The following is a 25,344-nucleotide window of genomic DNA, read 5'->3' on the forward strand; positions in this document are numbered from 1 at the left end:
CTCATGCGCGCTCTCGTCAGTCTGTTCTCGCCGCGGTTGAACATGCGCGAGGACTACCCCAAGGTGCGCCGCTTCCAGCGGCGCCTGGCCGCACGGCCCGTATCGCGCTACCGCGTGTTCGACCGGCAGGTTCTTTCGGAGGACGGGACGCACCGGATTCCGGTGCGCGTGTTCCAGCCGAAGGAGCAGCGTCGAGACGAAGTGCTGCTCTTCTTCCACGGCGGCGGCTGGGTCACCGGCGACATCGAGAGCTACACGCCGGCCTGCGCCGCCATGGCCGATCTGACGGGGTGCGTCGTCGCCTCGGTCGACTATCGCCTCGCGCCCGAGCACCCGTTCCCCGCCGGGCTCGATGACTGCGTGCGCGTGGCCCGGGTGCTGCTCGACGACCCGCAGCGGGCGGGGATCGCCCGCGCTGATCAGATCGTGCTCGTCGGCGATTCGGCGGGCGGCAATCTCGCTGCGGTGGTCTCATTGCAGCTGCGGGCGATGGGTCATCCGGGCGCGACGCGTCAGGTCCTGCTCTACCCCGTCACGCACTGGGACCACGACCCCGAGACCTCGCCGTTCCCGTCGGTGCGCGCACATGGCGAGGACTACCGGCTCACCAACACCGAGGTGCAGGACTACCTGGAGCTCTACGTGCCGGATCCCGTCGAGCGGCGCTCACCGCTCGTCGCTCCCCTCATGGCCGAGGACCTGACCGGGCAACCCGACACCCTGATGATCACCGCCGAGTTCGACCTGCTGCGCGATGAAGCGGAGGCCTACGCGAGCGCCCTCAAAGCAGCGGGGAACACGGTGCGCGTGCATCGGGTCCCCGGTGCGCTCCACGGGTTCATCGCGCTCCCGCGGTTCTCGCGCGCGCTGCGAGACGCCTACGAGGTGGTCAACGACTTCCTCGATCAGGATCCTCCGGCCCGCGCGTCGAGCGCCGGAGGCGCGGAGTCGGCAGCGTGAATCGCCGGTCCTGGGTCCGGTTGGACAACGCGTCGAACGTCTTCCTGGCGGCACGGAGCGAGGTCGACCCGAAGGTGTTCCGTATCAGCGCGGAACTGGACCACGAGGTGGATCCCGACGTGCTGCAGATGGCGCTCGATACGACCTACGATCACTATCCGCTGTACCGTGCGGTGCTGCGCCGCGGCATCTTCTGGTACTACCTGCAGGACAGCGAGTTGCGGCCACGGGTCGTCGCCGAATCGCAGCACACCTGCGCGCCGATCTATCAGGCGGACCGGCGGACGCTGCTCTTCCGGGTGGTGCACCATCGCCGCAGGATCGTGCTCGAGGTCTTCCACGCCCTCTCCGACGGCACGGGCGCGCTCTGGTTCCTCACCGATCTCGTCAGCGCGTATGTGAGGCTCCGATCCCCGGGACAGCAGTTGATCACGACCGAGCAGATCGGTGTCGCCTCGGTGACGCCGTTCGACCCGGGGCAGCTTGCCGGGCGGCGGCCCGATCCCGAGGCGGGGATCGCCGAGACCGCCGAGAACCCGGCCCAATATCTCTCCGACGACAGCTTCGCCCAGTACTTCCGACTGACGCGGCGGCAGCGCCGTGACGAGCGGAATGCCGAACCTTTCCTGGAGGCGCCCCCGGCGCCGACGCCTCCCGAACCGCGCGGGTTCGGTCGCATCGTGGGCGCCTCGACGAGTCGGGTGCACCGGGTGCGCGGCACTCGGACGCCGGACAACCGTCCGCGCGCCGTCGAGCTCACCCTGCCGGCAGAGGAGGCCCTGACGCTCGCCCGAGCCGCAGGGGTGTCGCTCACCGTCTACCTGACAGCGCTGTTCTTCGACTCGATCAGGCGCTCGGCCGGTGATCTCGGTGCCGAGCGCACGCTCTCGGCGTCGATCCCGGTGAACCTGCGACAGTTCTTCCCGTCGACGTCGGCGCGCAACTTCTTCGCGACCGTGCGCGTGGAGCACACCTACGGCGATGATCCCGAAGATCTCGACGCAGTCTGCCGCTCGCTCGATCGGCAGTTCCGGCCGCAGGTCACCTCAGAGGCGCTGCAGCGCCGACTGCGCCGCTTCGTGCGCTTCGAGCGGGCGCTCGCGCTCCGTGTCGTTCCGAGACCGCTGAAAGACCTCCTGCTCGGGCTCGTGAACCGAGCCAGCAACCGGGGGCTCACGGTCGCGGTGTCGAACCTCGGTCGCGTCGCCCTGCCCGAGACGGTGAACGCCCATGTCGAGCGCATGCTCTTCCACGTCTCCGCGGTGCGTCCGCAGTTCTGCGCGATCTCGCACGCCGGCCGGCTCGTGGTGACGTTCACGTCGCCGTTCACGGAGACCGGGTACATTCGCGAGTTCGCACGCCGGCTGTCCGAGAACGGTGTCGAGGTGAGCGTCGCAGCGGCGCGCGTCACGGAGCCGGAGCTCGCCGACGAGCCGTCCCCGGAGGCGTCCCGATGAGCCGCTGCACGGCGTGCGACGTCGGTATCGAGGGGGAGTGGGGGCAGTGCCCGCTGTGCGGAAGCGCGGTGACGGGCGTGCCGTCGCCGAGCCCGATTCCCAACGTCCCGCTGCAGTTCTCGCGACGGCGCATCCTCACGGTGCTCTTCCTCGTCTCGCTCGGGGTGATCCTCGCCTCATTCGTCGTGCAGCTCCTGTTCCGTCACGGAGACGCCGGAGTCGGCGTGCTCCGGTCGATCTGGCTCGGCGTCGTCGCCATGTGGCTCGTCGTGCTCATGGCGGTGCGCAAGCGCCGCAACGTGGCGAAGGGCACGCTCTACCTGCTCGTGCTCGTCGGCTCGGTCTGCGTCTACTGGGACTACCTCACCGGGTGGCACGGGTGGTCCCTCACCTACGCGGTACCGATCATGTGCGCGTTCGCGATCGTCGCCCTCGTGATCACGGTTCGGATCATGCGGACCGACATCGGCGAGTACATCGTCTACAGCGTGCTCACCGTACTGCTCGGCCTTGCTCCGATCGTGTTTCTCGCCCTCGACTGGGTCGGGACCCCGATCCCGTCGGTGATCTGCATCGCGCTCAGCGTGATGGCACTGCCGCTCCACGTCAGCCGCGCCCGACATATCCGCCACGAGCTGGCGAAGCGCTTCCACCTCTGAGGCGGTGGAGGCCGCCGCGTGTCCTGGGTATACTCCGGAGCGTCATAACGTTGTCGAATACTGCAGAACGGATGAGTGTCTGTGACCAGCGGAAGCCTGCCTCCGGCCGGGTGGTACCCGGACCCGGGCGCTCCGGGACTGATGCGATTCTGGGACGGTGCGCAGTGGACCGCGCATACGGCACCTGTCGTGCCGCCCGCAGCACCCGCCGAGCCCGCGATCGGCACCCGCGTCGCATCCGCCCCGCGTGCCCGTGAGCGCGGTCCGCGCATCTGGACGCTCCGCACGTTCCTCGTGCTCGGGGTGTGTGTCGCCCTCCTCATCGCCGCACCGATCGTACTGACGCAGACGCATCAGGGTGCGCACCGAGGTCAGGCGCAGCAGGTGCTCGACGGTTTTCTCGCCTCGGCAACGACGAGCGATGATGATTGGCGCGAGTACGCGGGGCCGCATCTGCAGCGCGTCGTGGAGACCGGCGCGCCGATCGGCGGGGATCCGATCACGGCGGAGGCCATCGACCTCAGCATCGAGTACGAGGTTGGCGAGCTCACGTTCGACGGGCCGGCGTGGCGGCAATCCGCCGCGAGATACGACGTCGCCTCGGCGCCCCTCACCCTCACCTATACCTACACCGCGTACGGCAGGGAGCAGCACGCGACCGCCGAGCAGGTGATCTGGCTGACGCGACCGTTCTACTTCGATTCCGACCGGGCGTCGCGCTCCGACGGAGGGGCGGATCCGAGCAGCGTGGGGCCCTGGCGCGTGACGAGTCTGACTCTTCCCGACGCGGGGTCCGACGTGGAGGAGTCGGTCGAGGCAGAGTGGTTCACGTCGGATCTCACGCAGCCCTACGATCGCAATATCGATGGGAACATCTGCTACGACCCGATCCGAGCGCTCGAGGAGCTTTCGCATTCGGCACGCGTCGACGGTGAGATCGTTTCGAACTGCGTCCCCGAATACGCCGAGAGCATCGGGCACTCGGAGTCGGCCGAGGAGCAACCGCTCGTCGATGCGTTCCCGGTGATCGATGCACTAAACTCCAACTTTCTGCCCCGTGAGGTCACGCAGATCGATCTCGGGTTCTCGCAGCAGTTGCCGCCGCTCTCGCAGTACGCGTTGCAGACGGCTTCGGGGGAGTACGTGTTCACGTTCGCGAGTGCCGAGCTCGACGGTGATCAGGACCAGCGCATGACCTCCCGGCTCATCTACATCTCGAAGACCGAAGGAGCGGACGAGTGAGCGAGGTGCCGCAGTCGGCCGAGACGCGCGGCGATCAGGGATCTGCAGCGACGGAGCGTGAGCGTCGCCCGAGCAATCGCCGAGCAGGCGTCGCCCAGCTCATCATCGCAGGCGTCACGGTGGTGCTGCTCGCGATCATGGGTACCGTGGCGTGGGTGACCTGGCCCTCCGCGGCAGACGGTGCGGCGGCCGACCTGCCGGACGACGGACTGGGCCAGTGGCGACCGCTCGCCGACATCGAGAGCGAATCCCTGCAGCTCGAGTGGAGCAAGACACTGAACGAGGCGCTCGCCGCCGGCGACCGCGAGCAGTTCCTCTCCGTGGCGACCGGTCAGGGCGCGGAGGCTCTGGCACGGTGGTGGGACGGGACCGAACAGCTCGGGCGCACCATCTCGTTCGCCCAGTCCTTCGACGACATCGACACGATGGACGAGGGCGAGGATCCGGCATTCCTCATGCTCGGGGGTCAGCTCTCGTTCGCCTCCCACCCGGTGCGCGGCAGCGGCAGCGAGGATGCGGGGCTGCAGCTCACCCAGAATTTCACCTACAAGCTGACCCTCGAGGGAACGGGAGACGACGCGGTCATCTCGGGGCTGGAACCGAACGGGTCGCCGAAGCCCTGGGACGACGGGGAACTCTACGTCGTGGAGCGCGAACATGTCGTGCTGTACGGCATGCACGATGAGCGTGCCCTCGTCGATGCGAACGCCGACCTCGCCGAGTCGTCGGCGAAGCTCGCGTTCGAGACACTGGAACAGATCGGAGGCGAAGCTCCCATCGACGGTTTCGTCGTGGCGATCACCGACGATGACGCACGATTCCAGCGCTGGTTCGGAGCCGACCTCGAGATGGACGTGGCCGGCTTCGCCGGGGCGACGGAGCGACCGCGCAATTCCGCCTTCGGCGATCTCCCGCCCGAGGTCGCGACCGGCTCGCAGAGCTCGGGTTCCCTCGTCGCGATGGGGCCGAAGAGCGCGAGCCAGCGTGAAAGCACCTTCGTCCACGAGTTCGCGCATGTGCTGCACGAGGCGGCGGTGCCCTACGAGCTCAGCATGCCGAGCTCGTCGGCACCGACTGAGGGGTTCGCCGTGTACTTCGAACACGTCGCCGGTCTGGAGGAGTCGTCCTTCGCGCGACCGGAGGTGAGGTCGGCGATCGCAGCGGAGGGCGAAGGGGCCATCACGGACGAACGTCTGCAAGCAGAGGATGCGTGGATCGCCTACGCCGCGTCGGGGAGCTTCTACCAGTACGTCGCCGACGCCGGGGGATCGCCGTGGCAACTGGCACTCGATCGCGACAGAGGGTTCTCGATGGCGCTGCGCGCCAAGCTGCAGAACGAGACGTTGAGTGAAACAGGGTGGCAGGAGTGGGCGGCGTCGCAGTGACCACGCCTGCACGTGCGCGGCGACCGCACGATCATCCACATTCCGCTCCCAGCCGCTCCGGTTGCGTGCCGCATGCGCCGCAATCATACTGATGCCATGACTGCAGGCGAGAACGGTACGAGCGACGACTTCATCCGCGGACTCTCACAGCTCCCGGGGTGGGAGGAGTGCCTCGAGCAGGCGAGGAAGTCCGAGACGGACCGGACCCCGTTCGGGCAGATGGTCTCGAGTCTGCTCGTCGCGACCGACGACGGAGAACGCGCACTCGCGCTCTCGGGCCAACTGAATGCGCACGGCGTCGGACAGGTCGCGGTCATCACGGTGCAGGGCATCCTCCACCTGCTCACCAAGCGCATGGGGGAAGAGGACGGTGAGGAGCTGCGCTTCGAGCTGAAGTTCCACAGTTTCGGCGACCTCAGAAATCTGTCGGTGCGCACGTCGCACAACTCCTTCAACGACGTCGAGGGGGAACCGCGCCACGCACGCATGAGCTTCATCATCGACCTGCCGGACCGATCGCTCACGTTCGCCCCCGTCGACCCATCGCACCCGGAGCCGCTCGTCAATGCCGATGCGATCCTGACGGCGTACCGGGCGGTGCGCGCCGGGATGTCCGGGCAGGGGTAGTGCTCCGCCTGCCTGAGGCGGGTCAGAACAGCGTGTTACGTCGCGCCCTGATTGATCATCATTGTGGGTGCTCATCTGCCGCATGATGATGCGGATTTGTTGGTTGTTCGCAATAGGTGAAAGTAGTCGTGAATCGGCACTCCTGCGGACTCGTTGCGGACTGAGTCCACAAGATCCGAGCTAAAATCGAAGCACTCGCCGACCTCTACCGAGCCGGGAGAAACGTCGGAATGGCGGACTACTGGATCGAAGCCCACAGCATCAACGACGATCCCAGAGACCCCCACTACGTACCCGAACCGGAACCCGCCACGAGCTGAGCCAGGGGCAGCCCACCACCTTGCCGGGGAGAGCGAGCAGCCGGCCCCTCGCGCTCCCCAGCAAGGTAACTCGAGCAGAGCCTTTATTTAAAGGCCTGTAAACCTGTAAATATGGTTCGGCTCCATGAAAGGGCAGCAGCTCCCAGAGCTGCACCGTCCGCATTCGCGGCCGGAGGGTCGGCGACAGAGGCCGGCCCCGTTGGTCGACCGCTGCGCGGTCGCCAATTGCGAATAGTGCTTCGCACCAGTTTTTGGGCCGTGAAGCCGGAGGCAGCATACGTCGCGCCAAGCCCCTCTCAACCAGCCGGCCACCCGCACGCGGGCGTCCTTGACGTGACGCTCTCGCCCGTCTGACGCCGTGCGGGATCGTCACTCTGGTTGCTCGAGTCTCTCTGCGACGAGCGGCACATGCGTGCCTTCACGGCAAAAAAACGTGAGGGAGTGAATGTCAGGGGTACCACCGAAAGTAGGGGTACAGAAAGGGGCGGAAGCCATGCAGATCACCGTCTACAGCAAGCCCGACTGCGTGCAGTGCACCGCGACGTACAGCTCGCTCGACGCCCAAGGGCTCGACTACGAAATAGTGGACCTCACCGCAGACGACGCGGCGCTCGAATGGGTGAAGAACCTCGGATATATGCAGGCCCCTGTCGTGGTCACCGATGACGACCATTGGTCGGGGTTCCGTCCCGACAAGGTTGCAGCGCTCGCATCACACCTGATGGAGCTGGTGCACGCGGACCGGGCAGAGCGCCGATAAGCCCGTTTCTGGACTACACTTTTACTTTAAATTGGAGTACACTATAGCTATGGGGGTCGAATGGGCGGACAGCGCAGAGAAGCACTATCCCATTGCCGACGGGATGCACGCAGTGCGCAACCGCAAAGTGTTCTTACTGGGCTTCGACAAGGCGCAAGACGGGACCGGGGAAATCGTCGACCTGGTGATCGGTCCAGCCCGCGACGGGCAGATGCTTGAGGTGTTCCTGCACCGCCGCATCCCGCAAACCACATACCTGTTCCACGTGCTGCACTTGCGACCCAAGACCTGGCGCAGAGCGCAAGAAATCATCGCGAGAAGGAAAGGCGAGAACCCATGAACACGCAACTCACGCCGGACGAGCAGCGCCGCTATAGCGAGCTCGCAGCGCGCGCCGAGAACGGTAACTACAGCACCCTCGAACACGCCCACCTCGCAAGCGCGACCGAAGACGCAGAACTCGACGCGCTCCTCACGGACATCGACGAGAGCCGCATCGACCACAGCACACCCACCCCGGCCGCGCCCGCCAAGGCAGTCACCGCAGACGACGTGCGCAAAGTGATGCGCGGACGCCACTCGCTCGGAGCCGCCCAACACCAGGGCGAATCACCCAAGCGACAGGTGCGCCTCCCCGTCGAGCTCGACCGCGCCCTCACCGAGCGCGCCGAACGCGACCACACCAACGTCAGCGACATCATGCGAGAAGCCCTCTCGCAGTACCTCAGAGCTTCATAAAGCAGGCAGGGGAGAGGGGCGCACGGGGGCCGTCTCCCTCGCGAGTGTGTCAATTTGTGCGAACTCTGATTCATAGCGAGTTCGCACGCGAAAGGCCCTTGATTCCCAGACATCAGGGAGTAAACCAGTAACTCAGTGCTGCACCACAGGGGACGAGGGAGGCGGTAGTGAGTGCTGATGAAGAACTCGAAGCAGAGGTGCGACGCAGAAGCGCCGACCGCCTCGCACTCAACTCAGAACTCTCCGCGATTGAGGCGGAATCGCGCGAGCGACGAGAACGAGCCCTCCGCGCACGCCGGGAGTGGGAGCGCGCGCATAGGACTTATCTCACACATCGCCACGGGCGAGACCGCAAAGAGTCATAAACGGGGCACCGACCGCCGTTTAGAGTGAGCGTGTAGGCGGGGTTTCTGAGGTGAGAGTCCGAACCTCGCCTACACCCCTACCCAGTTCAAGCAGAGAGCAAAGAACGCTCTCGAGGCGAACGCTCCCGCGCGTCTTTCGTGCTGATTCCGCGCACAGTGATGCCGTGCACTGAGTTGCCCTCTTCCATCATCTGCGCCACCCACTCCGGATGCCAGTCCTTCTCAGCAAGCTCGGGCATGTAGAACGCGAGCGGAATTTCCGGGGACACCCAGATACTCACCCGGCCACTCCCGACACCGGGGTCGCGAGTCCAGTTCACGTAGAAAGACTCACGCTTGCGGATCTTCTGGACCACGACGAACCGCAAGTGAGCGAGGACCACGTCGTTGAAATCGAATGCCTGAGTCGCGTAATGAAGTATGCCCACTGGCACAGCTTGAACCCCCATCACCCGCACACCAAGACGTTGCTCTCACCGGGCGTGGTCAGACCACGTCCGAACCACCCGACTTCGCAGCGTGAGAGTGCGACTCATGTTCGTCGACTGGTGCTCCCTCGATCATTTGCAGACGCGCCTCTGCTTTCCGCTGACGAACTCGACCGCTCAGAACCTCGAAATCATCATCATGCTTTTTTCCGACAGATTCCTCGATCCGGCCGACGGCCTTTCCTACCCGGCCACGAATCTCATCGCTGATGGAAACGTCGCTCGTTTCAGACCCCATTTATGACCCTTTCTCCCGCACCAGATCCCCAACTTCTAACGCGCGGAAAAGACCGATTTCAAGGCCCTCGTTCTTGGCTTGCGTTCGCCGGGTTCCACAGGTATAAGGTGCTGACATCGCTTTCAGGGACTGAGGTACCGGCCATACCTGGCAGGATTTCTCTGACGACTTCAAACCCCATGCGCAGAACCACGCATGCAAGGTAGACAGGTCGTTCGCGTCAACCCGCCCCGAGGCGAAAAGCACATCCGGGAACTCAAGTTCATGCACCGTGATCTCCCAAGCATTCTTGGCCTAATGGCGCTCGAGAATGGGTTGATTCTGCTGCCGGGTGGCCTCCTCATGGGAATTGCGGCACTGTTCATCGGCACCTTGTTCGATAAATTCGGGCCACGCCCTCTGGTTATTCCCGGCACTTTCGTGCTTAGCGGGGCGTTGTTCCTTCTCACATTCGTGGGCAGGGGTACTCCAGTGTCGTTCGTAGTGTTGGCACATCTCACGATGAGTCTCGGACTCGCATCGATGATGACTCCGCAAATGACCAATACACTCAGCTCGCTTCCTGTGCGTCTTTACACACGCGGTAGCGCTACTACGAACACTCTCCAGCAGTTCGCGGGAGCCGTCAGTACGGCACTGTTCATCGCAGTGATGACCGGTGCTGCCATCACAGCCAGGGAAGTCGGCTTTAGTCCGATTTCAGCCCATAGAGTCGGGATTCTTCCAGCATTCGTCGTCGCTGCAGTGGGCTCTATCATGGCTGTTTGCTTGTCTTTTCTCGTGCGCAGGGCTGCTGTTCCTGTCGTTGAAAGCGCCGCCGCTACCGGCGAAACGCCCTGAGACTCATTGAACCATTCCGCCAAGGGTTCTAGCGTCCAGCGCGCTTTCTGCGCTCTTTCAGGAGATCTCTCAGGGCAGACCTTAGGCTCTACCGCTGAGCGCGGGCGATCTTCTCTGCTTGCTCCTCCGTGAACAGTTGCATTCCTTTTATCGAGTTTGCGGAGTCTTCCAAAACCCTCACCCAGACGGGATTGATTTCGGGGCTCTTCCCACCGCTGAATCGGAAAACGAGAGAGGAATCACTCGACACCCAGAGCGACATTCTCCCGCTGCCTTCGCTCGTCGAGCGGTCCCAGTTGAGGAAGAACGGTTCGTCCCGCTTGAGCTTCTGGGAAATCGCGATCTTGAGGTGCGCGAGCAACCGGTCATCGAAGTCAAAATCATGGCCGTTGTAGTTCAGATGTCCCATATCAATACAGATGCCACATCTGTGTGTAAACCATGTGGGACCTATCGTCGCTCCCGGATCCTCAGCCGGGCCCTGTGCCCACTAATACTGCAACACTTTCAGACCTAGGCGTTCATCTCGTCCTGCAGGTCCTTGGGACGACTTCGAGCCGAGGTAATTGCATATCTCGCTGACGAGACGCATTAACTCGTCTATGTGGACAGGTCCGCTCCAAAGGCGACGGTACACGCGCACGACTGAGGCATCGAGGTCGGGGTCGAATAGTGCATCCCGGTTCTCGAAGAAGAACTGAGTTGTTTACGTACGCAGTTACTCAAGAGCGTACGTGGGGCGTGCTGTCGTTATCGTTTTCAACCTCATGCGCCATCGCGCTCACATCGACAAAATCGGTGATCGGAGTGTTCTCGTCGAATTGCAATGCGGGGGGTGCGGGAGCGGACTCACCCGAGTGCTCGGGGCCGCATCAGGTCCATGAGGGATACGAGACGTCGGGCCGCATCCTCCGTGTGTACGGGAACATGGGCGGTCGACGTCACCGCGTGTAAGTCGACGAATGACGCGCCGACGAGCCCACGAATGAAGACCCGATCGCCCGCTCCCTCCTCGGGGCGCCGCTGTTGCCGCGCGGCGAGAGCATCAGTCGCCAAAATTACCGACGAGTAGGTCCCAGCCCGACCGTGGTGGCACGTTCGAGGAACAGACGGTAGCGCGACGGGCAGGATTCGCACGTCTCCAGGTGACGTTCGGTGGACGACCGCACCCGGGTGCCCTGCTTGCCCCAGCGCAGCGTTCCGAAGTGCCGCACCGCCGTCGCGCAGTCGTGGGGCAACGATTCGGTCGGTGTGTGCAGCCGCTCCATCCACGCCTTCCGCAGACCCGACCGCGCGCGCTTCAGCAGCACCGAGGCGGAATTCGGGGTGAGCCCGAGTTCGGCCGCGACCTCCTGCACCGGGCGCCGCTCGACGTCGACCGCGATGATGATCTCGCGCCAGCGCTCCGGAATATCCTGCAGCGCAACGGCCGCGGCTTTGCGTTCTTCGTCATCGGTCAAGGCGTCGGCGTGATCGGGGGTGTCGTCGTTCGCGAACTCGCCGAGGTCGTCGAGCGGGCTGATGCGTCGCGCGGCGTTCCAATGCTTGACGAGGGCGGAATCCACCGTCTTGAACAGGTACCCGCGAAACGACGTCACAGGGCCGACCCCCGAGCGGAACGCCTCGAAGACTCGGGCGAAAGCCTCAGCGGTCGCGTCTTCGCCCGCGTCCGGATCCTTCTTCATCGCCCAGGCGCGAGTCACCGAGAAGTGCCGATCCCACAGCTCCTCGAGCGGCCAGGAGGCACCCCCACGGGTCAGGGTGCAAAGATCCTCATCATTCATTCGAAACTAACGAGGGGGTGAAAACTGTTACGTTGCACAGCAATAAAGTATCACCTACCGCCTAAATGGTTTGACATTTTTAGGTGTTATTGACCAGGAAAGAGTTGCTCGAAATTCAAAAGGAAGCGTCCCCTGCCTTCGCTGGTAGGTCGTTCCCATTTTAGGAAGAACGGTTGGTTCCGTTTGAGCTTTTGCGAGATCGCAAGCTCGAGGTTTGCAAGTAAGTGGTCAGCAAGTAAGTGGTCAGCAAAATCTACTCATGACCGTTGCCATAGGGGTGCCCCATATACACACAATGCCACATTTGTGTGTTTCTTAAGTTTGGAGCATGCCCGTTCCGCTTCACGAGCGGGTCGAATGGGATGCTGCTGCTGTGGTCCACCAAGGTGTGGACAGAGATAAGCACCTGCCGTCGTTCGTATTGATCTGAGTTTCCACTCCGGTGCGTGACTGCAGCAGTCCGCGAACCGAAGTCACAAGGGAATTTTCGATGCGCCATCAAATCGCAACACACGATGGGCTCAGGGTGAGGTATACGAGAGAGGGGCTTGGTCCGCGATCGAGAACCAAGCCCCTCTAGGATCTAGCTACGAACGTTGGCCCTTCGGCTGATTACCCCAGTAACGGCGCCAGCCAAAAGTAGCAACGCACCGAAGAATATGAGCGCGGACCAATTCCCACCAGTGTTCGCGAGGGACTCTGCACCCGCTTTGACTTCTGTGCCGCTACCAGTATTGGAGGACGCGTCGGCATCGTTGTTTCCGCCATTGGAATTGACGCCCGAGTCGCTAGCGTCAGCTGTGCCATCAGCATCGGCATTAGCCGTGGCCGCGGAGTCACTGTCGGCCCCATCAGCGGTACCTTCGGCCGTAGCGGCGCTGTCGGAACCCTCGGCGTCGGCGTTCGCTTCGGATTCCGCAGCATCCTCTATAAAGGTTGCCTGGGCGGAGGAGGTCACGGTGCGGTCCACCGTTGATGAGAACGTTGCGAACACCTGGCAAGGTACACCGTCTGCCGCTATCCCGGGGCTTTGATTCCATGCAATGTGCGCGGGCGAAGCCGGTTGCGCCGTAGCTGAAAGGGAAACAGTGCCTGCCGATTCACCGGTAAACGCGAGTCGAATGGTGGCTGCAGAGGAGGGATCACTCCCGGTAACCATCAGAATGCCTGAGGCTGGATCGTAGGTAGCATCTCCTGCGACGACCTCGAGTGTGCCCGCAATGCCAGTCGGGCTCACTCTAATTGGCTGGTTGTACAGGTTGGTAGTGAGTTCGAATTCGGCCGTGTCGCCGACCTCCAGGGCGTCCTGCTGGGCGTCGAACTGTAGCGTGATAGTGGCTTCCTCGGGAATCTGAGCAAGCAGATTAGATTGTTCTTCGGGCCCCATGTTGTCGGCACAGGTTTGTGCACGTTCCCCCTCAGTACCTGAGGCGCTTCCTGGTACGGGATCACTGATGCACCACACGAGTACTTGCAGTGCCGCACGCTCGTATGAGCCACTGTCCTGTACTGCGGTCGACACACCATTGAAGTTAAAGTATCCGGTGCCTTCGTAATCGTGACCGTTCGAGATGAGCCACGAGATGAGCTTCTCTTGGTCGGATGAAAGCTTCGGATTGTTGGGCTTGGCTTCTACCCCGGGGATCGGGTTCCCATCGATGTCGACGAGCTCACCATTCTCGTTGACACCGCTGCAAACATGCGAGAAATAGTCCGTACAGAACATCCATTCCGAAACGGCTCCGACGCCCTCGACGTGTCGTACGCCGCACACGGCAGGGTAGCCGTCGAGTTCGTTCGCTCCAAACGTGTCGTACAGAGGTACGACGAGTCCGGAGTTGAAATCATCGAGACGGGAGCCGAACACTCGTGTCAGGTCGGGTACGGCAGCTTCACCCTGAACATTGCGAGGATCGTCATCAGTTGAGCCGGCGCAGAGGTCAGCGTTGAATTCGGCGACCGGCGGATTAGGGGCTTCCGCTTGAGCGGGGGACGGCATTACAACCGCTCCCATCACAACTACGGTAGCCGCGGCAGAAGCCGCTATCCACCGTTTCCAAGGAGTGTTCATTACTGTTTTCCTCTCATTATCGGTAATACGGCTGCAGTGCCTCTATATGAAGTTCAGGAGTGATCTGGTGTCGTCTGTGACTGGTTTGGAGTATCGGGCGCTGAGGTCACAGTCCCGCTGAAGGCGCTTCAATAGAGTTTGAAACCGCCTGTTGTGGGCGGTTCGGCAGCGAATTCCAGAACTTCGCTTGCCCACGATGCGTTCCCGCGAATACTGAAGATTCGTCAGTGAGTAACTCCCGCATGGTGTCCATGTTGAGGCGATGCCGGTTCCGGTAGCGTCTTGCGAGCGCTGGATCCTGCATCATGTCTTGGTGCCAGTAGTGCACGTTCATCCATTTATGGCGCTCGTACAGGTGATATGCGGTGACATCGGATGGCGCATAGACGTTGTAACCGTGGGTGAACAACCGCACCGAATGTGCCGTCTCGTCTCCGTAGAACACCTCTGGGAGGTTAGGTACGTCGCGGCATGCCGTCCCCTGATTGAATTGCAGCCCTCCTGCTACGAACACGCCCGGTGTGAGCGGCGCAGTATCTGGGCCGGCGTGGAGTCGCGGGATCCCGTCGTCGGGGGTCGTTTGGATCTCAATCTGGTGTGGGAGGGTGTGTTCGTAAAACTCGCTACCATCAGCATTGAAGCCGTATATAGCGGGATAACAAGACAACACAGCCATATCGTCGGCAGTTCTGCGCCAGTCAGTGATGAACTGGGTATCCCATCCACGTCGGAATCGCATGTGCGAATCAATCTGTAGCGAAAAAGCTTGACCTTGCCACATTTGATCGCACATGTTTCTCGCCCATCCGAGACCGAGCGATTGTGTCCAATCGAATTCATAGATGGTGAAGCGTGCATCCGCGCGCAGCGAATCCAACTGACCACGGGTCTCATCGCCGACCTGGTTGACGATACCGAAATCGATACGTCGAGGGTGTTCGGCCGCTGCCAGCAGAGACGAGACTGTCTTTAAGAGCTCGGGATCGCGGTATGCGGCGATCTTTACAAAGATCCGTTCAGGTGTCATAAAGTCCCGTTGTTTCGCTGGCTAGCCGGAGTGGTGCTGAGGGGCGGGTAAATGCCCGTCCCTCAGCAATCCGTCTAACTGCGTGCGAACTTTCGACGAAGCGCGAGCATGAGGGCACCAACTAACCCAAGTCCACCAGCAACGCTCACCGCAGCGACATGGTTGCTATCGGCCCCTGTATTAGCGAGTACTGCAGACTCACGCGTGTCTGCAGTAGGCGAAGAATTTTCGGGAACCGTCGAGGGATCTTCGGGCTCAGACACGGGAGGTTCATCAACCTCGGGGACGCTCGGGGGCGGAGGTGTGGGATCGGTGGGATCACTCGGATCTGAGGGATTCTCGGGCTCGGGCTCAGGCTCAGGCTCAGGCTCGGGCTCTGGTTCTGGGTCGGGGACTTCCTGGATGGGAATCACCACCGGGATACAGTTTCCATCTTCGTCAAAAATTTCAATCACATCAGATGCGACCGGATCCAATGAAGCGGGGACCGAGTTTGAGTCAATTTCTGAGAAGCCCCCATCGGCAGGCGGAGCAATTCTCGTTTCCTGGGTTGGCTGTGGTGAAGAAGTAATCACACACGTGTTGGAACTCAACGCTGAGTCTCCAAGATTCTCCACGAGCATCGAATAGGTGAGTGTATACGTTCCCTCGGCGCCAAGAACTCCTGAAACCCGAAGCTCGGTGCCAGTGACGTCCGCGCTAAAGGTGGTTCCATCATTGGAAGGTTGAAGATTCGAAATGGCTGGACTCACGCTTGTATGCCCGGAATAGTCTGCGATCTCGTCCACAAACTGGAACTGGACCCCCGGCGATCCCGACACTTGAATGGTGAAGGTAACGGTGTCTCCAACCAACACTGGACTCGCGTTAGCGGTTTTCGTGATCGTTGTATCCTCAGCTGCTAAAGCCAGTGATGGCACCGACAACATACCGCCGGCGAGTACAGCAACTCCAAACGCTGCACCAGTCAATCTCCGCTTTGAGTTCATACTGCCCCCTAATGATCTTCCTGAAAAGTGACCACTCCCGAGCCTCCCCGAACGTGGCCTCAGTATTAAAGACCAAGAAATACCGGATTTATGACGGCCGAATGAAAAAGTTTCTGTTCGATTGAGCACTTACAGTTCGTTCGTAGCCATTTCGGAAACTTGCACCAACAATCGGGCGCTTCGGGGAAGCTTGGGACAACCTCCCGACCGCGTTGACACGGTGGTGATGTGCATTGCCGGCCCGCGCGCCTTTACGACCTGAGGATCGCAAGAGGGCACGGAACTCGAAGCGAAGTAATATCCGTCAGACTGAGAGAAGGCCGCAGCCAAGGTGGCTCTGAGTAAACCCACACAGTTCGCGAGCGTTCACGGTTCTCGTCATATTTAGTCAGACCTGGTCGCCTAGGCAATGTTGATCCATCAGCACGCCCCTCCGACGGAGCTGCTAGCTCGTGTGAGCGTGATGAGACCTTGAAACTTACACTGAATCATCGGTGCGAAGATTCTCGTCTCCACCGTCCGATTGCAAAGACCGTGAAGGTAGACATGGTTGAGGTGACACCGTCGTCCAAGCAGAGTACCGACCATCCGCGGTGAGCAAACGCAGCTCTATTGTTACCTCTGATATGTCATATCCTTGGAGTCCTTTCCACTTTGAAAGCGGTGTCAGTGAGGGCGTCCGCCACCATGGATATGGATCTGGAGTCGTGACTGTCAATACATTCTCGTAGTTGTTGCCTTCAGTGCCAGTGACTACAAGGTACTCATTCAGGTCCACGCCGGTAGCGGATCCCTCGGGAGTTATGCGTCCTCTAATTGCCCCTGGGTGCGTCGCCATTCCAATGAGGCGGTACCCATCGCCGTGATCGGTGAAGCAGGATCGACCAATACCCAAAGACGGGTCCGACGCGTCGGGAGGCTCGGAGGTGTCGGAGTCCGTCGCCTCCTCGTCGCCCGCATCGGACTGAGGGCGTTCCTCCGCAACGGGGGTATCCGTGGAATCCCTAGCGGTGGCGTCGCCATCTGCTGGCATTCTGTCATCCAACGCACCCGAATCTATTGGACCGTAAACTGCACCGTTGCTGGTATCCGCAGGGTGAGTAGCGGTGGGTCCATAAAGGTTCGTGGGTAGATCTAACGGCTGATCCGGACTCCCGAGAGGTCCTTCAACAGCGCCTCCAGGCATCTCGTCAGACTCATTTTCACTCTCATCTTTACTGTCTAACCCTGCCGACGTGTCTCGCTCGCCCGATAGTGGGGAATCGGGGTCCGATGCGACTTGAGAAGTCGAGGCACCTAATGAGAAGAATGCTGCCGCCGCTAAAGCTCCCACTACGGTTGCTACAGTTACCGCCGGAACAACTATGTTGGACTTCATCCCATCGAAGTTCCATCTTGGAGGGTCCACATCTTGGGGCAAGAGTGCTTGCGCGGGAGCGGCACTCGCGGGCCCGAGGATCGCTGACGCCGGGACTCCACCCCCCAGCACGATGGTGATGAGCACGAGGGTCAATCTTCTATTGAGGTACTCGATCTCTCGGGAAGCGCGGTCACACTTGTCGCATGTCTTCAAGTGAGCTTCAACCGTGCGCGATCGTGCGGCCGTCAATAGGTTGCGTTTGAAGCGCTGCAAGTCTTGCAGTGCTTGTGAGCATTCAGGTGGCGCGCCACGTCGTTCAATGTGAGCCTCGACCCAGGCAGACCTGAGACCGTCTCGGGCCCTCGACAGAAGTGCAGACACGCTGTTTGCCGAGATGCCCATCAGCGGGCCTATCTTGCGTGGAGGAAGACCTTCAACTTCGCTGTGCCACAACACCGTCTGCCAACGGGGTTGGAGTGAAGCGAACGCAGCGCCTGCAGTGACCGCATCAAAAGTCTCATCCTCCCAGGGGGATCCCTTCGTAGAAGCAGCAAACACTTCGAGGGTCTCGCTCGGGTCCTCAGGCAACTGCACCCGGTCAGAGACGACAGAACGAATAACGCGGTACAGGTAGGGGCGAAACGCTCCGTGCGGTCCTCCACCCCGTTTCAGAATTTCAAACACTTTGAGAAAAGCTTCTGAAACCACATCATCTGCATCTAGCTTTGACGACATGCGCCGTGCGGCCACCAATGCCGCACTGTAATGCCGCTCCCAAAGTACGGAAAAGTCTGCAGTCATCCCTGCGTGGAAGTCCGCAATCACTTCCAAATCCGAACGCGTATCTTCTTCAGGCATCACAACAGCACCTGGACAGGCACGAACGTGCGGTGGCGTTCAAGGTTCTCTCCCTTAATCTGAGGCGTTTGTTAGCGCTCTCTCATGCTGCACACGCGGTTCTAGAGAAAACTTCTTCAAAACCGCGTCATGAAACTCACGTTCTTCTGTCCTCTTAAGTACACGGCTCGATTGTGTCCGTGGAGCGAGACAGATCTGCAAATCGATGAATCGAGACTTAGAGAGGACTTTCCCAAGTTCCACCGAAGTGGCATCAGGCGATGTCAGGAAAAATCCGTTTGGATGCCCACGCCTTAAACGTTAATTTGCAAAGTCAAATATGTAAAGAATGATCATGGTGTTCTTTATCTATCCAGATCGATGCAAATGGATACCTGCAGGAATCGGTAGCTGTTCGAAAAACATGGAAAATCGACTAAAGCCACCGGCGAAATGCTCACGATCCCCCGTAAGGTGCGGATCCGCTAGCAACCTGCAACACAGCTGCGGTGAAGGCGGTACATCCCCAGAATCGTCTACACCGCAGTCCCCGAAACGGGGTTCTGCTCCGGTATCGCCCGGAGAGACTCATGCATTCCCCCGATGTCTGAGTCATCAGAGGTGCTCCTGGAACTCAGTGTTCCCCGCGCTAAGTTCCAGGAGCACTCGCAGATATCGAGACGAAAGAACTTGAGATGCAAACTCCATGCGATACAGATTGCGCGCGGTAAACAGTGTTCGTAGTGCGCCGAAAGACCACCTATCAGATCGTGTTTTCTGTTCCTATTGAGGGCTACTCATTTGAGACACACTTTCCGAAGGAAGACGATGTGCTGCAAATCTTCTTTCTGCTTGGTTGCAACGTTCTGAAGGCGATTGGAGTCAAGGGAAGACGGTGCTCCGTGAGGGAAGTCTGTGAGAGATTCGAATTTATAGCCGAAGTATCCCTCTCGACGGATGATTCAAGAGAAGACTTCATCAGGAAGATGATTTATGTGTGGGGAAACTTACTCGAAGGTGTAACTGTGAGGATGTGGGAGCGAAACGGTCTCGCTTAATCTCTCTGTAACTAAACCCTGCGTTTCGCATGAGCCGAAGACGGTCACTTCGGGGCGATGATTGGGCGTGACTGTTGGTCCTTCAGGAGCTCGGCGGCTTCCTCCGCAGTGAGCTCAATTTCGTTGCCGTCGTCTCCGACCCACACGTAGTCTCGCTTGCCAGGCTCGGGCGGTCGCTTGATTATCGAGTATGTAGCGCCGTCGAGGATCTTCACTGTCATAGATCAAGGCTAAGGCTGACCAGCAGCTCACGTCTCCACTTGATGGAGGAGAGTGCAAGCACGCGGCCCCAGCTCTGAGCCCCTGAGTGCCAGAAACGTCGGCTTTTCGCAGGTAGGATCTGACGTCGAGCCGTTCGCGCACCCAACGGCACGACAGTCAGTTTGCTGAAGTCGTGGGGAGGTTTGCGGCGTAGACCATTTCGGAGAATTCAGCCAGCTTTTCCGTCGCTTTGGCCAGTCGCTCAGACGCGGTGGGAGCCACGTCAAGTGCGATCGCGTTGCGCCGGCTGAGGTCGCGGTGCCAGCGCCTGAGTCGTTCGAGGCTCTGTTCTTCTTCTTCCAGTTCGCCGAACGTGAACTTCTCTTTGGTGATCTCCCGATCTACCTCGGCCGTGAACTTCCCGCAGTCTGCGATGAACTCGTTCCATTCGTCAGTGCGAGCCGCTACGAATGTGTCATGCAGCGATGAGACGTCACCGTCGCCGTAAGGTGCGGCCGTAAGGACAACCAGGCTGCCGTTGCCGTTTTCTGCCAGCTCGCGCACGGTACCGAGGGTTTCGGTAAATGCGGGCACGTCGGGGATTGCCCAGGCGCCGGAAGTGACAGGGACGGCTCCGGCGCGTCGCAGCTCCCGCCATATCGCGACGCGATGTCGAGAGGGTTCTGAGGGGACACGAGGGATCACGAGCAACCACTGGAATGTTTCATTCGTCATGCGAAAACTGTAATACTTGTTACACGAAGATTGTGCAACGGCTTCTTCTTTGGGTCTGCGGGTATTTCACTCTGGGCGCCTCGCGCCTGGGTACGTCAAGGCGCCTTTCAACTGTCATCTTCGCTGATAGAAGCACACCGAAGGCGGTCGTTTTCGGTGCTCAATGTTGAGGTGGCTCTCGAGAACGTTGCGGGTCGCATCCGCAGCCCCGTCAGTAGATGACCATGGCGTACTCAGAAGCAGTTGGGGGGCGGTGTTTGAAAGGCATTGTCTGCGAACGAATAATCGTGACTACCGTTAAAGGTCATCGGCCGGCACTCCGCCTGGCAAGAGGTCTACTCCATTGACGAATCGTTCATCGGTCTCCGCGGCACCGTCCCCGAGCTGATCGCCACCGGTAAGCGCATCCGTGAGGACGTGCTGCGCTGCACCGGTATCCCGGTGCGCGTCGGCATCGCACGCTCAAAGACCCTCACGAAGCTCGCATCGCGTGGTGCGAAGGCTGACCTGTCGCTTGGGGGAGTGTGCCACCTCGGGAGCTACGCCCCCGATCACCTGGACCGCATCATGGATGGGACGCACGTCACGGACCTGTGGGGGATCGCCAGCCGCACCGGGAAGAGACTCGCGGCGATGAACATTCACACCGCCAAAGACCTCCGCGACGCCGAAGCGAAGTGGATTCGCAAGAAGTTCTCCGTGGTGATGGAGCGCACCGTGCACGAGCTGCGCGGTATCCCGTGTCTGCCGGTCGAGGATGAGCCGCCCGCGCATCAGGATCAGCTCATCTTCTCCCGCAGCTTCTCGCAGCCCGTCACAACACCCGCGCAGATGCGCCAGGTGCTTTCGATCTACGCGCAGCGCGCGAGCACGAGGCTGAGGGATCGCGGCCTGGTGGTGCCGGTAGTGTCCGCGTGGGCGGCCACGAGCCGTTTCAAGAAGGGCGAGCATCACAGTCAGCAGTTCATGTTTGAAGAACTGATCGACCATCTCGACGGTGACTATGTCCAGCATTAAGAAGCGTCCGAATGGGATGTGGCGTGCCCGTTACCGCGACGCGCACGGCAAAGAACACGCGCGTCACTTCAAGTACAAGGACAATCCGCGCGACCCGGAGAACTCAGCCCAACACTGGATTGACGGGATCACAGCGGCACTCCGAACCGGCACGTATGTTGACCCCAGGCACGCCAACACCACTGTCTCCGAGTGGTGCGATCTCTGGATAGCCGGGTACACGAAGCGGCCACGATCTGTGTCGCAGGCGAAGACCCAGATCAAGCACATCAAGACCAAGTTCGGTGACCGGTCTCTCGGATCCATCCGGCCGTCCGAGGTGAAGACCTGGATACGCGAGATGCAAGACGCGGGCCTTGCGAAAGCCACGGTCCGCGGCAGGTACCAGCGGTTCTCACAGATCTTCAGTGACGCGGTGCACGACGGGCTCATCCCGCGCTCGCCGGCGTCCACACGGACTTCTCCTGACATGCCAGACCAGCGGCCCTACGTTGCGACCACCCAGCAGATCTGGGCGATCTACTACGCCCTGCCGGAGCACCTGCGCGGCATCGTCCTTCTCGGTGCCTTTGCGGGGCTGCGACGTAGCGAGCTCGTGGCGCTACGCGTCCAGGACGTGGACTTCATGCGAGGAGTCATCTCGCCCAAGATCCAGTACCCAGCGGACCCGCTGAAGACCGAGGAGTCAAAGAACCCGATCCCGATCCCTCAGGATCTCGCGCTCGAACTCAATCGGATGCCGGCGAAGTGGGGGAGTGACACGATCATCGTGAGCGAGATTGGTCGACCGATCACGCCGAAGATCGCGAACAAGGTTTTTCAAGAAGCGCGGGTGAAGGTTGAGGAGCTGCCTACAGGGTTCCGCATCCAGGACTTGCGGCACTACTACGCGTCCATGCTGATCGCGTCGGGAGCCGATGTAAAGGTCGTCCAGGCGCGCCTGCGCCACAAGTCCGCAAAGACGACACTCGACATTTACGGGCACCTCTGGCCGGACTCCGACGAGTCGTCGCGACAGGCTGTCGCAGCTGTCTTCGCGGACCGTCCTGAAGCTCCCGCGGACTCCCTGCGGACTGATGCCGCTAGATTTCAATGATCTAGCCGGATACGTCAGAACAGCGTGTTGTGATCTTCCATGCCGCGCATCGCGTCGTAGTCGAGCACGAGGCAGCGGATCCCGCGATCCTCGGCGAGCGTGCGCGCCTGGGGCTTGATCTCCTGAGCGGCGAAGACACCCTGGACCGGGGCGAGCGCGGGGTCGCGGTTCATGAGCTCGAGGTAGCGGGTCAGCTGCTCGACGCCGTCGATGCCGCCGCGCCGTTTGATCTCGATCGCGACCGATGCGCCCGCGGCGTCACGGGCGAGGATATCGACGGGGCCGATCGCGGTCATGTATTCGCGGCGCACCAGCTGGTGCCCGTCGCCGACGAGCTCGATCTGATCGGCGAGCAGCTCTTGCAGGTGGGCCTCGACACCGTCCTTGATGAGGCCAGGGTCCACGCCGAGCTCGTGCGACGAGTCGCTCATGATCTCGAAGAGCGACACGATGAGCTTGTCGCCGGTCTTCGCGTGCACGACCTGCCAGGCCTCCACGATGCCCGCGTCATGCTGCTCGTCTTCGAGTTCGAGCGTGGTGAGTGCGCAGGGCGGGCTCATCCAGTTGAGCGGCTTGTAGGACCCGCCGTCGGAGTGCACGAGGACGCTGCCGTCGCTCTTCAGCATGAGCACGCGCTTCGCCCGGGGCAGGTGGGCCGAGAGCCGGCCGGCGTAGTCGACGGAGCAGTCAGCAACAACAATTCGCACCGGAACAGTCTACCCGCGGGGGTTCACGCGCCCATCATCGTGATTCCGGGTAACGTGCGCGCCCCGCCGTCGCCTGCCGCCAGCGCTGCGCACGCACCGGCGAGATGAGGAACGTCAGGAACCACCCGGCGAAGTACGCGAACATCGTCGCGATGCCCACGGCGATCACCGGTTGGGCGTAGACGCCCAGGGCGATCAGTCCGGCCACGACCGCGCAGATGACGACCACCCGCACCCACTGCGGAACCGCGCCCAGGAATCGGGTCGTCGCCCACCCGGCGACGCCGCCACCGATCATGACGGCGACCGCCCACCAGGCACCCACGATCGCGAGGGCCACCGCGAACACCACGGTCATGACGCACTCCAGGCCGAACAGCACGGCGAAGCCACGCCTCGACGGGGCGCCCATCGCGCGCTCCTGCATCTTGACGCCCAGTCGGGCCGCCCACGCGTAGATGTACAGCATCAGGCGACCGAACCCGGCTCGCCAGTGCGGGTGTCCTCATGGTCCGTCAATGCTCTGGCGTACGCCCTGACCGAGCGACGGTAGCGAGGCAGGCCGGGTTCGACGGCCTCGAGCGCGACACGCAGGGCCTCATCAGAGCGCCCGGCGCTGTGCAGAGCGAGGGCGAGAAAGACCTGCGGCGCGGCTCCGGTGGCCGGGTGAACCGGGGCGTCGCGCAGCATCGCGATGGACTCATCGATCCGTCTGAGGTTCCGCAGCGTCGACGCATGCTGGACGACCAACTGCGCGGCACGGTCAGGGTCGATGCTCGCGAGCCCGGCGCGGGTCGCGGCGGTGTACTGCAGGTCAGCTGCGGCCTCGTCGCCCGCAGAGTCGAGCGCACCGGCCAGTTCGAACGCCCCCAGCGCGGGGTGCGGTGCCGATGCCGCGAGCTCCTGCATGAGCGTGATGCGCTCGTCGTCGTCGATGGCGGTGTTCGACCAGAGCGCGGAGATGCGATGCTCCCAGTCCTCGATGTTCACGCTTCGAGACTACGCCGACCTGCAGTCTCATCGCACAGGGCCGAGCACGATCCACCGGCCCCGGTGCGTGCGCAGGCCCAGGGTGAGCGCGCGAGCGGCCATGAACACGAGCGTGAAGCCGGCCGTGAGCCCGACGAGAGCGCTCGTTCCCGTCGGCACGAGCGTCACGATGAGCCAGAGCGCGGGAAGATAGATCGCGAGGTTCACGAGGCTCGTCCAGGCGAGGTAGCGCGCATCGCCTGCCCCCATGAGGACGCCGTCGAGCACGAAGACGTATCCGGCGAGCGGCAGCGAGACGCCGAGCACGATGAGCGCCGTGGGCAGGATCGCGAGCACCGGCTCGTCGGTCGTGAACACCCGTCCGATGAACGGGCTTCCCGCAGCGACGACCACGCCGAGCACCACCCCGAACGAGAGTCCCCAGAACAGCACGCGGCGCACGATGAATCTCGTGCGCTCAGCGTCGCGGGCACCGAGCGCCTCGCCGACGAGTGCTTGGGCGGCGATGGCCAACGCATCGAGCGCGAACGCGGTGGTCGAGAAGATCGTGAAGACGACCTGATACCCGGCGGTCGCTGCGGTGCCGTACGCGGCCGCGGCCGCCACCGTCGCGAGGAACGCGCCGCGGAGTCCGGCGGTGCGGATGAAGAGCCACCAGCCGCTGCGGCCGGCATAGCGCAGCCCGTCCCGGTGCGGCAGCAGGTCTGCGCCGGCGGCGCGGGTATGGCGGCCGATCACCATCAGGTAGGCGGCGACCATTCCCCACTGGGCGATGACCGTACCGGTCGCGGCTCCCGCCACCCCGAAACCGAGCCCGTAGATGAACAGCCAGTTGAGCAGCGCGTTCGCCGTGAATCCGATCGTGGCGACGGCGAGCGGCGTCTTCGTGTCCTGCAACCCGCGCAGCAAGCCGCTGGCGGCGAAGACCAGGAGCATGGCCGGCAGGCCCGCGCTCGAGATCGCGAGATAGGTGACGGCCTGCGCCGTCGTGTCCGCCGCGGCGCCGAACGCCGAGACGAGCGGTCCACTGGCGACCCAGAGGGCGACCCCGAGCACCGCCCCGATGGCGAGTGCGAGCCATAGACCGTCGATGCCGGCCTGCACGGCCCCGCGGCGGTCCCCGCCGCCGGCACGTCTGGCGACGATCGGTGTGGTCGAGTAGGCGAGGAAGACCATGAGTCCCACAGCCGTCTGCAGGATCGCGCTCGCGATCGCGAGCCCCGCAAGCGGCGCGGCACCGAGGTGCCCGATCATGGCCGAGTCCACGATGAGGAACAGCGGTTCGGCGATCAGCGCCCCGAGTGCAGGCACCGCGAGGCCGGCGATGCGGCGATCCATCGTGCGTCTCGGACCGCGCCGATCGGGGTGCGAGTTCAGGGGTGTCACGGCATCT

The 25,344-nt window shown here is 62.0% G+C and carries 25 protein-coding genes and 1 pseudogene; 13 read left to right on the forward strand and 13 right to left on the reverse strand.

Annotated features, from left to right (window positions below):
- The first annotated feature begins 3 nt into the window (after nucleotides 1-3).
- The 9 genes from J4H85_RS02460 to J4H85_RS02500 all read left to right on the forward strand — a co-directional run bounded on the left by J4H85_RS02460 (nucleotide 4) and on the right by J4H85_RS02500 (nucleotide 8,148).
- Nucleotides 4-960, forward strand: coding sequence for an alpha/beta hydrolase (locus J4H85_RS02460; RefSeq protein ID WP_243893301.1), 957 nt, complete (start codon nucleotides 4-6; stop codon nucleotides 958-960).
- Nucleotides 957-2,417 (forward strand): alcohol acetyltransferase, encoded by a 1,461-nt coding sequence (locus tag J4H85_RS02465; RefSeq protein ID WP_208236561.1) that lies wholly within the window; start codon nucleotides 957-959, stop codon nucleotides 2,415-2,417. Before J4H85_RS02460 ends, J4H85_RS02465 begins: the two co-directional genes overlap by 4 nt.
- On the forward strand, nucleotides 2,414-3,076 hold the full coding sequence (locus J4H85_RS02470) for a DUF6320 domain-containing protein (RefSeq protein WP_208236563.1): 663 nt from the start codon (nucleotides 2,414-2,416) through the stop codon (nucleotides 3,074-3,076). Before J4H85_RS02465 ends, J4H85_RS02470 begins: the two co-directional genes overlap by 4 nt.
- An 81-nt stretch (nucleotides 3,077-3,157) precedes the next feature.
- Nucleotides 3,158-4,318 carry a DUF2510 domain-containing protein gene (locus tag J4H85_RS02475; protein ID WP_208236565.1) on the forward strand — a complete coding sequence of 387 codons (1,161 nt, stop codon included), beginning with the start codon at nucleotides 3,158-3,160 and terminating at the stop codon, nucleotides 4,316-4,318.
- Nucleotides 4,315-5,703 (forward strand): hypothetical protein, encoded by a 1,389-nt coding sequence (locus J4H85_RS02480; protein WP_208236568.1) that lies wholly within the window; start codon nucleotides 4,315-4,317, stop codon nucleotides 5,701-5,703. The genes J4H85_RS02475 and J4H85_RS02480 overlap by 4 nt, the downstream gene beginning before the upstream one ends.
- A 96-nt stretch (nucleotides 5,704-5,799) precedes the next feature.
- Entirely contained in the window at nucleotides 5,800-6,330 is a 531-nt protein-coding gene (locus tag J4H85_RS02485) for a hypothetical protein (protein ID WP_208236570.1), read from the forward strand.
- A gap of 813 nt (nucleotides 6,331-7,143) precedes the next feature.
- Nucleotides 7,144-7,410: a glutaredoxin-like protein NrdH gene (nrdH, locus tag J4H85_RS02490; protein ID WP_208236572.1), complete on the forward strand. Its 267-nt coding sequence runs from the start codon at nucleotides 7,144-7,146 to the stop codon at nucleotides 7,408-7,410.
- Nucleotides 7,411-7,459: 49 nt separating this feature from the next.
- Nucleotides 7,460-7,750 (forward strand): hypothetical protein, encoded by a 291-nt coding sequence (locus J4H85_RS02495; RefSeq protein ID WP_208236574.1) that lies wholly within the window; start codon nucleotides 7,460-7,462, stop codon nucleotides 7,748-7,750.
- Nucleotides 7,747-8,148 (forward strand): ribbon-helix-helix domain-containing protein, encoded by a 402-nt coding sequence (locus J4H85_RS02500; protein WP_208236576.1) that lies wholly within the window; start codon nucleotides 7,747-7,749, stop codon nucleotides 8,146-8,148. The genes J4H85_RS02495 and J4H85_RS02500 overlap by 4 nt, the downstream gene beginning before the upstream one ends.
- A gap of 451 nt (nucleotides 8,149-8,599) precedes the next feature.
- On the opposite strand, the gene J4H85_RS02505 is transcribed toward J4H85_RS02500, so the two are convergent.
- Nucleotides 8,600-8,962: a DUF7882 family protein gene (locus tag J4H85_RS02505; RefSeq protein ID WP_441328005.1), complete on the reverse strand. Its 363-nt coding sequence runs from the start codon at nucleotides 8,960-8,962 to the stop codon at nucleotides 8,600-8,602.
- Nucleotides 8,963-9,047: 85 nt separating this feature from the next.
- Between J4H85_RS02505 and J4H85_RS02510 the strand changes: the two genes are divergently transcribed.
- Together J4H85_RS02510 and J4H85_RS02515 are read left to right on the forward strand one after the other, a co-directional pair.
- Nucleotides 9,048-9,245 (forward strand): hypothetical protein, encoded by a 198-nt coding sequence (locus J4H85_RS02510; RefSeq protein ID WP_208236580.1) that lies wholly within the window; start codon nucleotides 9,048-9,050, stop codon nucleotides 9,243-9,245.
- A 291-nt stretch (nucleotides 9,246-9,536) separates the two neighbouring features.
- Nucleotides 9,537-10,079, forward strand: coding sequence for an MFS transporter (locus J4H85_RS02515; RefSeq protein ID WP_208236582.1), 543 nt, complete (start codon nucleotides 9,537-9,539; stop codon nucleotides 10,077-10,079).
- 88 nt (nucleotides 10,080-10,167) lie between these two features.
- Here J4H85_RS02515 and J4H85_RS02520 read toward each other — a convergent pair whose 3' ends face one another.
- The 8 genes and pseudogenes from J4H85_RS02520 to J4H85_RS02550 all read right to left on the reverse strand — a co-directional run bounded on the left by J4H85_RS02520 (nucleotide 10,168) and on the right by J4H85_RS02550 (nucleotide 20,141).
- Nucleotides 10,168-10,488 (reverse strand): DUF7882 family protein, encoded by a 321-nt coding sequence (locus J4H85_RS02520; protein WP_208236584.1) that lies wholly within the window; start codon nucleotides 10,486-10,488, stop codon nucleotides 10,168-10,170.
- A gap of 649 nt (nucleotides 10,489-11,137) precedes the next feature.
- Nucleotides 11,138-11,863: an RNA polymerase sigma factor gene (locus J4H85_RS02525; RefSeq protein ID WP_208236587.1), complete on the reverse strand. Its 726-nt coding sequence runs from the start codon at nucleotides 11,861-11,863 to the stop codon at nucleotides 11,138-11,140.
- Nucleotides 11,864-11,949: 86 nt separating this feature from the next.
- Nucleotides 11,950-12,087, reverse strand: a pseudogene (locus J4H85_RS14350) (hypothetical protein); the annotation flags it as partial.
- Nucleotides 12,088-12,446: 359 nt separating this feature from the next.
- Nucleotides 12,447-13,862, reverse strand: a complete 1,416-nt coding sequence (locus tag J4H85_RS02530) for a hypothetical protein (RefSeq protein ID WP_208236589.1) — start codon at nucleotides 13,860-13,862, stop codon at nucleotides 12,447-12,449.
- Nucleotides 13,863-14,040: 178 nt separating this feature from the next.
- Nucleotides 14,041-14,961 (reverse strand): GlcNAc-transferase family protein, encoded by a 921-nt coding sequence (locus tag J4H85_RS02535; protein ID WP_208236591.1) that lies wholly within the window; start codon nucleotides 14,959-14,961, stop codon nucleotides 14,041-14,043.
- Between the two features lie 1,467 nt (nucleotides 14,962-16,428).
- A complete protein-coding gene (locus J4H85_RS14325; protein ID WP_208236593.1) occupies nucleotides 16,429-18,168 on the reverse strand; it encodes a sigma-70 family RNA polymerase sigma factor in 1,740 nt (579 codons plus the stop codon).
- A 1,081-nt stretch (nucleotides 18,169-19,249) separates the two neighbouring features.
- Nucleotides 19,250-19,426 carry a hypothetical protein gene (locus J4H85_RS02545; RefSeq protein ID WP_208236595.1) on the reverse strand — a complete coding sequence of 59 codons (177 nt, stop codon included), beginning with the start codon at nucleotides 19,424-19,426 and terminating at the stop codon, nucleotides 19,250-19,252.
- A gap of 157 nt (nucleotides 19,427-19,583) precedes the next feature.
- Nucleotides 19,584-20,141, reverse strand: coding sequence for a Chromate resistance protein ChrB (locus J4H85_RS02550; protein WP_208236597.1), 558 nt, complete (start codon nucleotides 20,139-20,141; stop codon nucleotides 19,584-19,586).
- 306 nt (nucleotides 20,142-20,447) lie between these two features.
- Between J4H85_RS02550 and J4H85_RS02555 the strand changes: the two genes are divergently transcribed.
- Together J4H85_RS02555 and J4H85_RS02560 are read left to right on the forward strand one after the other, a co-directional pair.
- Complete coding sequence (locus tag J4H85_RS02555; RefSeq protein ID WP_208237304.1) at nucleotides 20,448-21,158, forward strand: DinB/UmuC family translesion DNA polymerase; 711 nt, start codon at nucleotides 20,448-20,450, stop codon at nucleotides 21,156-21,158.
- Complete coding sequence (locus tag J4H85_RS02560; protein ID WP_243893393.1) at nucleotides 21,145-22,254, forward strand: tyrosine-type recombinase/integrase; 1,110 nt, start codon at nucleotides 21,145-21,147, stop codon at nucleotides 22,252-22,254. The genes J4H85_RS02555 and J4H85_RS02560 overlap by 14 nt, the downstream gene beginning before the upstream one ends.
- Before the next feature lie 14 nt (nucleotides 22,255-22,268).
- Here the strand turns inward: J4H85_RS02560 and nucS are convergent, their stop codons facing one another.
- The 4 genes from nucS to J4H85_RS02580 are packed head-to-tail and all read right to left on the reverse strand — an operon-like array spanning nucleotide 22,269 to nucleotide 25,289.
- Nucleotides 22,269-22,961, reverse strand: a complete 693-nt coding sequence (gene nucS, locus J4H85_RS02565; RefSeq protein WP_208236599.1) for an endonuclease NucS — start codon at nucleotides 22,959-22,961, stop codon at nucleotides 22,269-22,271.
- 34 nt (nucleotides 22,962-22,995) lie between these two features.
- Nucleotides 22,996-23,430: a hypothetical protein gene (locus tag J4H85_RS02570; protein WP_208236601.1), complete on the reverse strand. Its 435-nt coding sequence runs from the start codon at nucleotides 23,428-23,430 to the stop codon at nucleotides 22,996-22,998.
- A complete protein-coding gene (locus J4H85_RS02575; RefSeq protein WP_307863335.1) occupies nucleotides 23,430-23,951 on the reverse strand; it encodes a tetratricopeptide repeat protein in 522 nt (173 codons plus the stop codon). The genes J4H85_RS02570 and J4H85_RS02575 overlap by 1 nt, the downstream gene beginning before the upstream one ends.
- Nucleotides 23,952-23,978: 27 nt before the next feature.
- A complete protein-coding gene (locus J4H85_RS02580; protein ID WP_208237309.1) occupies nucleotides 23,979-25,289 on the reverse strand; it encodes an MATE family efflux transporter in 1,311 nt (436 codons plus the stop codon).
- Nucleotides 25,290-25,344 lie beyond the last annotated feature (55 nt).

Source organism: Leucobacter tardus, assembly GCF_017583045.1.
In the GTDB taxonomy this organism is placed as follows: domain Bacteria; phylum Actinomycetota; class Actinomycetes; order Actinomycetales; family Microbacteriaceae; genus Leucobacter; species Leucobacter tardus.

What these genes read in the sequence shown, in the direction of transcription:
- J4H85_RS02470 (WP_208236563.1), top strand. Translation starts at nt 2,414, where the DNA reads ATGAGCCGCTGCACGGCGTGCGACGTCGGTATCGAGGGGGAGTGGGGG.
- J4H85_RS02485 (WP_208236570.1), top strand. Translation starts at nt 5,800, where the DNA reads ATGACTGCAGGCGAGAACGGTACGAGCGACGACTTCATCCGCGGACTC.
- J4H85_RS02570 (WP_208236601.1), bottom strand. Translation starts at nt 23,430, where the DNA reads ATGCTGTACATCTACGCGTGGGCGGCCCGACTGGGCGTCAAGATGCAG.
- J4H85_RS02495 (WP_208236574.1), top strand. Translation starts at nt 7,460, where the DNA reads ATGGGGGTCGAATGGGCGGACAGCGCAGAGAAGCACTATCCCATTGCC.
- J4H85_RS02460 (WP_243893301.1), top strand. Translation starts at nt 4, where the DNA reads ATGCGCGCTCTCGTCAGTCTGTTCTCGCCGCGGTTGAACATGCGCGAG.
- J4H85_RS02530 (WP_208236589.1), bottom strand. Translation starts at nt 13,862, where the DNA reads ATGCCGTCCCCCGCTCAAGCGGAAGCCCCTAATCCGCCGGTCGCCGAA.
- J4H85_RS02560 (WP_243893393.1), top strand. Translation starts at nt 21,145, where the DNA reads ATGTCCAGCATTAAGAAGCGTCCGAATGGGATGTGGCGTGCCCGTTAC.
- J4H85_RS02510 (WP_208236580.1), top strand. Translation starts at nt 9,048, where the DNA reads ATGTTCGTCGACTGGTGCTCCCTCGATCATTTGCAGACGCGCCTCTGC.
- J4H85_RS02520 (WP_208236584.1), bottom strand. Translation starts at nt 10,488, where the DNA reads ATGGGACATCTGAACTACAACGGCCATGATTTTGACTTCGATGACCGG.
- J4H85_RS02550 (WP_208236597.1), bottom strand. Translation starts at nt 20,141, where the DNA reads ATGACGAATGAAACATTCCAGTGGTTGCTCGTGATCCCTCGTGTCCCC.
- J4H85_RS02545 (WP_208236595.1), bottom strand. Translation starts at nt 19,426, where the DNA reads ATGACAGTGAAGATCCTCGACGGCGCTACATACTCGATAATCAAGCGA.
- J4H85_RS02580 (WP_208237309.1), bottom strand. Translation starts at nt 25,289, where the DNA reads ATGGATCGCCGCATCGCCGGCCTCGCGGTGCCTGCACTCGGGGCGCTG.
- J4H85_RS02505 (WP_441328005.1), bottom strand. Translation starts at nt 8,962, where the DNA reads ATGGGGGTTCAAGCTGTGCCAGTGGGCATACTTCATTACGCGACTCAG.
- J4H85_RS14325 (WP_208236593.1), bottom strand. Translation starts at nt 18,168, where the DNA reads ATGCCTGAAGAAGATACGCGTTCGGATTTGGAAGTGATTGCGGACTTC.
- J4H85_RS02500 (WP_208236576.1), top strand. Translation starts at nt 7,747, where the DNA reads ATGAACACGCAACTCACGCCGGACGAGCAGCGCCGCTATAGCGAGCTC.
- J4H85_RS02535 (WP_208236591.1), bottom strand. Translation starts at nt 14,961, where the DNA reads ATGACACCTGAACGGATCTTTGTAAAGATCGCCGCATACCGCGATCCC.
- J4H85_RS02515 (WP_208236582.1), top strand. Translation starts at nt 9,537, where the DNA reads ATGGCGCTCGAGAATGGGTTGATTCTGCTGCCGGGTGGCCTCCTCATG.
- nrdH (WP_208236572.1), top strand. Translation starts at nt 7,144, where the DNA reads ATGCAGATCACCGTCTACAGCAAGCCCGACTGCGTGCAGTGCACCGCG.
- J4H85_RS02525 (WP_208236587.1), bottom strand. Translation starts at nt 11,863, where the DNA reads ATGAATGATGAGGATCTTTGCACCCTGACCCGTGGGGGTGCCTCCTGG.